Source organism: Aquiflexum sp., from assembly GCF_977115555.1.
The window spans coordinates 1-5,115 of record NZ_CDSBKL010000307.1 but is presented as its reverse complement, the minus strand read 5'-3'; the positions used below and the strand labels follow the sequence as shown (position 1 = coordinate 5,115).

3 protein-coding genes are annotated in these 5,115 nt (G+C 42.0%); 2 read left to right on the top strand and 1 reads right to left on the bottom strand.

Annotation, left to right across the window (positions count from 1 at the left end; translation table 11 throughout):
* The first annotated feature begins 12 nt into the window (after positions 1-12).
* Positions 13-1,638 (top strand): fibrobacter succinogenes major paralogous domain-containing protein, encoded by a 1,626-nt coding sequence (locus ACZFYI_RS15465; RefSeq protein ID WP_462525030.1) that lies wholly within the window; start codon positions 13-15, stop codon positions 1,636-1,638.
* Positions 1,639-1,882: 244 nt separating this feature from the next.
* On the top strand, positions 1,883-3,952 hold the full coding sequence (locus ACZFYI_RS15460; protein ID WP_462525029.1) for an FISUMP domain-containing protein: 2,070 nt from the start codon (positions 1,883-1,885) through the stop codon (positions 3,950-3,952).
* Positions 3,953-4,220: 268 nt separating this feature from the next.
* Here ACZFYI_RS15460 and ACZFYI_RS15455 read toward each other — a convergent pair.
* Positions 4,221-5,115: acyl-CoA dehydrogenase family protein (locus tag ACZFYI_RS15455; protein WP_462525028.1), on the bottom strand; the 895-nt coding region annotated here is incomplete at its 5' end.

Sequence of the window (5,115 nt, the reverse complement as noted above, 5' to 3'; positions counted from 1 at the left end):
AGCCAATTAAAAATGGAATATTCACAACTTAACGAAAAGGAAAAAAAGGATTTCGAAGGAGTTATGACCAAGCCTTTTAATAAATTTTGGCTTAATTTTTTAAAGGATTCTCCCTCGAAATTGAAAGTTCCAGCCTGCGAAGATTATCCCGTTGTTGATTTTTTAGGGAGGATTAATTTCGTTGAAAATTTGTTTTCACTACCCTTTTCCCCAAGAGGTTTTGAGTTTTTGGCAAGGTATGCCGAATTGCCTGATTCTAAATTTTATCGATCAATCAAATCCGGAATCGGTTTGTCATTTTGGTATCAAGTCGGGCTTATGGAGGCGTTGGCAGCCAAAACTTTGACATGTCCGATCCTCAGAAACCTTGTATTCAAAATACCAGGTGAACAACCGGGATCATTTGTTGAACAGCCGACTTTGATTTTCGAGTCCGGTGAAATGAATGAAGTTTATGCTTTTGGGGAATTTCAAAAACCCAATATGATTGGTCTTAATTCCTATTTTGAAGATCAGTTCAGAGCAAAAGTGGAAAGTTTCAAAACGTTCAAAAAAAACACCTCCAAAATTCTGGTTATGTTGGCCAACGGGGCTGATCTTCATGTTATGGAGGAAGAACCTCTTTATATCATTCCCGCATCGGCTCCACTTGAACAAATTCCTTTTCCGTCTTCCTTTCCAATGACAGTCCAAATTTATGATAAACCGGAGATCAGATTGATTGAATATGTATTAGAAGAGGGTAAATTAAAGATAGAATTGGAAAGCTTGACAGGTTTGGAACAGGACTTTGTATTGTATATGAACTCTCGAGATTTTGTGAAAAATGTTCCTGCCAAACTCAAGGTTTTCTGTCCCATGTTAGCACAGGTTGTTTTGGATGAGGGAAAGATCCAAATGGGTATTCAATATGGTTTACCTCCTTATCAGATTACATGGAGCAATGGGCTGACAGGTGCGGGGCCATTTGATTTTACATCCGGTACATACACTGTTCAAGTACTTGATTCGGAGGGCTGTGAAGAGTCGGTTGACTTTGAAATGCCGGAATTCAGTACAGTAACGGACATCGATGGCAATGTATACAAGACAGTCAAGATCGGCAATCAATGGTGGATGGCGGAAAATCTCCGCGCCACAAGGAAAAACGATGGCACTCCAATCACCAAAGTCGAGGTACCTTCAGAATGGACAGGAAATCCCGATCTGAGCGTCTATTCAGTTATTGAAACCAAACCAGGAAAAGATCAGAATTATGGGAATGTATACAATGGAAAAGCTGTTTGCTGCGGAATCTGTCCAACCGGTTGGCGATATCCTGTGGAGGAAGATTGGTTTCAGCTACAGGAATATTTAGGCCCAAGGCACGCTACCAAAATGAAAACATTCAAGGGATGGGATATCGCTGTGGCAAAAGGCACCAATATCAGTGGTTTTTCTGCCCAGCCTACCGGATATATTGATTGGAGCGGTGCTTTCGTGGAAGAGGGAATGCTAACCTATTTTCGTGTCCCTATCAAACCCGACCCTCCATTTAGCCATAATTTTTATTTGATAGGTTTAGATTCAGGAGAAGAGATGAGGGCGAGGGCCGATTATCCCAATGAGCTTTATTCGGTCAGGTGTGTCAAGGAATGAGGAATTTTTTGACCTCCTATAAATTAATTTTTAGAAGACTATCACTTAAAAGCCGCTATCCCCGTAATCTCATTTCCCAGAATCAACATATGGAGATGGTGTGTTCCTGCGATGGTACTAAAAGATTCCTCTTGGGTCGAAATTCATTGATGACATTTGATTTTCTTTTTTCCTTCAAAATTTTTCGTGCCCCATTAAAAAGTTAATAAACTTGACTAACTTGAAGATGTTTTGATTTAACAACATGAAATTCAGAATCTTACTTTTTATTATTGCTTCAATTTCTGTAAATATCCTCTTTTCCTGCAAAGAAGAAGAAGAACCCCTCCAAGTCCTTCCCCCAGTAGCCGGAGGAGATTGGGTGATTTACCAATTGGCGAAAATACCTGCACCGGATATCCCTGTGGAGGACAAAAGTTTTTCGGGGACAATTGGGGATGTGGACATTAGCTTAGGCAGAATCCCTGGGGATACCTTGATCTTTCTCATCCCCAATATAGGGGAGGGGCCTACTGAATTAAAGGTCACTATGGGTAAGCAGGTCAGGACTTGGGACCTGCAGCTTAGTAAATGGCCGAATCTCACAGATCAGAAGACTTTTTTTGATTTATTTTTTGAAAAGACAAAAGAACTTCAGGATAGGATTCAGAAAGTCGAAAAACTTAAAGAATTGGCTGGTCCTTTTGAAACTTGGATAGCGTTTTTCAATCAGAAGAAAGCAGCATTGACAGAATCTGAGAATGATAGGCTTTCGGGTATACTACAACATATTGATGAGTTTATGCCTTGGCCAAAAGATACTTTTGAATTGGAATGTATCAACACACCTGATTTTATATTGGGCTCAATGACTTATAAATTTGTAGCTTTTGATTACATCTATCTTAATGACTACGTCTTTTTGCCTTCCAACAAATACCACGATGCAGTTCTGGCAGGTATTGTTTTGTCTATTTGGTATCAGAAACTCCTGTTGGAATATTATGCCCACCTTACTTTGGAATGCCCGCAGGTAAGGGGCTTTGAATTGAAAGATCCTGAAACAGGGGAGGTGATTTCACCTGAGGAAACCCTGGAGCTCGAATCCAATGAGTCGGTGACTTTTGGCCATATTGGCATATTCAGACCTATTACTGTCGAAGACCTTTCGGAAGGCGGTCCATTTTACCTACAAGGGATAGGATTTCGGGACATAGAAAAAATTTCCCCTTTCTTTTCGGAAGTGGTTGAAAAATATGTGGAGGCTAACCGATGGGAAATGCCATTGTTGACACCAAGTTCCTTAATTCTTCCTCCAGCCGATGCACCAACCACAAAAGGGCCTATCCAAAATCTGGAATGGAATTATTATTCAGTCACCGGCAATCCGAAGATCCGCTTGGTTGAATTTAAAAGTGACAAAGAAAAATTTACAGTAAAGCTGGAAAGTTTGGACGGAAATCCCCAACCATTCAACTTTTCCATTTCCATACGGATAAATTCATTGGGATTTGAAGCTGTAATTCCTGCCTTACTTAAAGTGACTTGCCCTATTTTGGTTGAGGTGCTGATGATAGAAAAAACCCATTATATCGATATCGAATTTGGACAAGCCCCATATACAATTACCTGGTCAAATGGAGTAACTGCTGATCTCTCGCAAACCCTCTCTCCCGGAGACTATGAGGTAAAAGTGACAGATGCCCTCGATTGTGAAAGGATCGTTGAATTTACTGTTCCGGAATTTGGCACAGTGGAAGATATTGATGGGAATATTTATGAGACGGTCAAAATAGGCGATACTTGGTGGATGGCTGAAAACCTTCGAACAACCAGAAAGAAGGATGGAACAGCCATCCAATTGCTCGAATCAGATGCCGCTTGGAGTTCCGCAACAGGACCTGCCTATTCTTGGAAGGGAAATGATTCTAGCTTAGATGAAAGTTATGGTAAACTTTACAACTACTCTGCCGCCTGCTGCGATATATGTCCCGATGGTTGGAGACTTCCAGGAACTTCTGAATTCAGTTCCTTATCGGGTATTTTCGGATTAAATTACGGAAAACACCTTAGAGATGTGAAAGGTTGGCCATCGGGTTCCTTAAAATCTACCAATCTTTCAGGATTGCGGTTTTTGCCAAGTGGTTCCCGTTCTGGAACGAACGGTGGGTTTGGTACCCCTATCGTTGAATTGTCAACATTTTGGACTAGCGCTAAAGATGTGTATGGATTTCCTTATATAGGACTTGTGCAAGGATCATCGGATTTTGTAGCCTTAACTTTTTCTACCAATTCAAGAGATGGCTTAAGTGTGCGCTGTGTCCGGAATGATTGACTAATTTTCTTCAGGAGTCCCAAAATGGAAATTCAAAAAGCCACCAGAAAATTCCTTTCTCCGGTGGCTTTTTCCTTTTCGGAACCGCGTCTTCGCGTGAACCAATTTATCTAATCCAATCAATTCTTTTCTTTGTGTTTTACCACCATTGCTGGAAAAAAAATCACTCCTCCTAGAAATCTTTACCTTTGTGCCTCAGTGACTTCGTGGGAAACAAAATCTGGAAATTTATTTCTTTGCGTTTTAGCGCCTTCGCGGGAAATAACCCCTACTTAAAAGCCGCTATCCCCGTAATCTCATGCCCCAAGATCAGCAAATGGATATCATGAGTGCCTTCATAGGTCACGACGGATTCGAGGTTCATCATATGTCGCATGATGGGGTATTCTCCGGTGATGCCCATACCGCCGTGGATTTGACGGGCTTCGCGGGCTATTTCCAAGGCCATGGCTACATTGTTTCTCTTTGCCAATGAAATATGGGAAGTGGTGGCTTTACCTTCATTCATCATCTTGCCGAGTTTCCACACCAGCAACTGCGCCTTTGTGATCTCAGTCAACATCTCTGCCAGCTTCTTTTGGATTAATTGGAAGGAAGCTATTGGTTTGTCAAACTGTATCCTTTCCATGGCATACCTCCTTGCGGAATCATAGCAATCCATTGCCGCGCCTAATGCTCCCCAAGCGATGCCATACCTTGCCGAATCCAGGCACATCAATGGTGCACCAAGGCCCGATTTGTTTGGGAGAATATTTTCCTTTGGCACTTTCACATTGTCAAAAACCAACTCCCCGGTGCAGGATGCGCGAAGTGACCATTTGTTATGGGTCTCCGGAGTGGTAAATCCTTCCATGCCTCTTTCTACTATCAAGCCGTGGATTCTTCCTGTTTCATCTTTTGCCCATACTACAGCGATGTCAGCTTTTGGTGAATTGGAAATCCACATCTTGGCGCCATTCAATAAATAATGGTCTCCCATATCTTTGAAGTTGGTTTTCATACCGCTTGGGTTAGAACCATGATCCGGTTCAGTCAGGCCGAAGCAACCAAGCATTTCGCCGGAAGCAAGTTTGGGAAGGTATTTCATTCTTTGGGCTTCTGAACCGAACTTGTAGATCGGGTACATCACCAAAGAACCTTGTACAGAAGCCGTACTCCGCATG